The following is a 240-nucleotide window of genomic DNA, read 5'->3' on the forward strand; positions in this document are numbered from 1 at the left end:
CTTACCTCACCATCGTTATCAGCAGATATCAGATAGTATCAAATACATTCAAAATCTTGAGAAGTCTACTAATCACCTTTCCATAAGTGGTTGGGGATTCGGTAACATAGGATTCTATAAAAGGGATGAAAAAGGCATGATCATTTTTGATAGCACTTATAACCGTTATACCATCCAATACATTCCCGACACTACTTATTTTATCAGTCTGAATGGCTATTATTTAAAACAGGCTCATAG

The 240-nt window shown here is 35.0% G+C and carries 1 protein-coding gene; it reads left to right on the forward strand.

The features are described 5' to 3' along the window. Positions 1-240: hypothetical protein (locus VJI94_RS08780; RefSeq protein WP_324009098.1), on the forward strand; the 240-nt coding region annotated here is incomplete at both ends.

Origin of the sequence: Parvimonas sp. D9 (genome assembly GCF_035282565.1) — a bacterium.
Classification (GTDB): Bacteria; Bacillota; Clostridia; order Tissierellales; family Peptoniphilaceae; genus Parvimonas; species Parvimonas micra.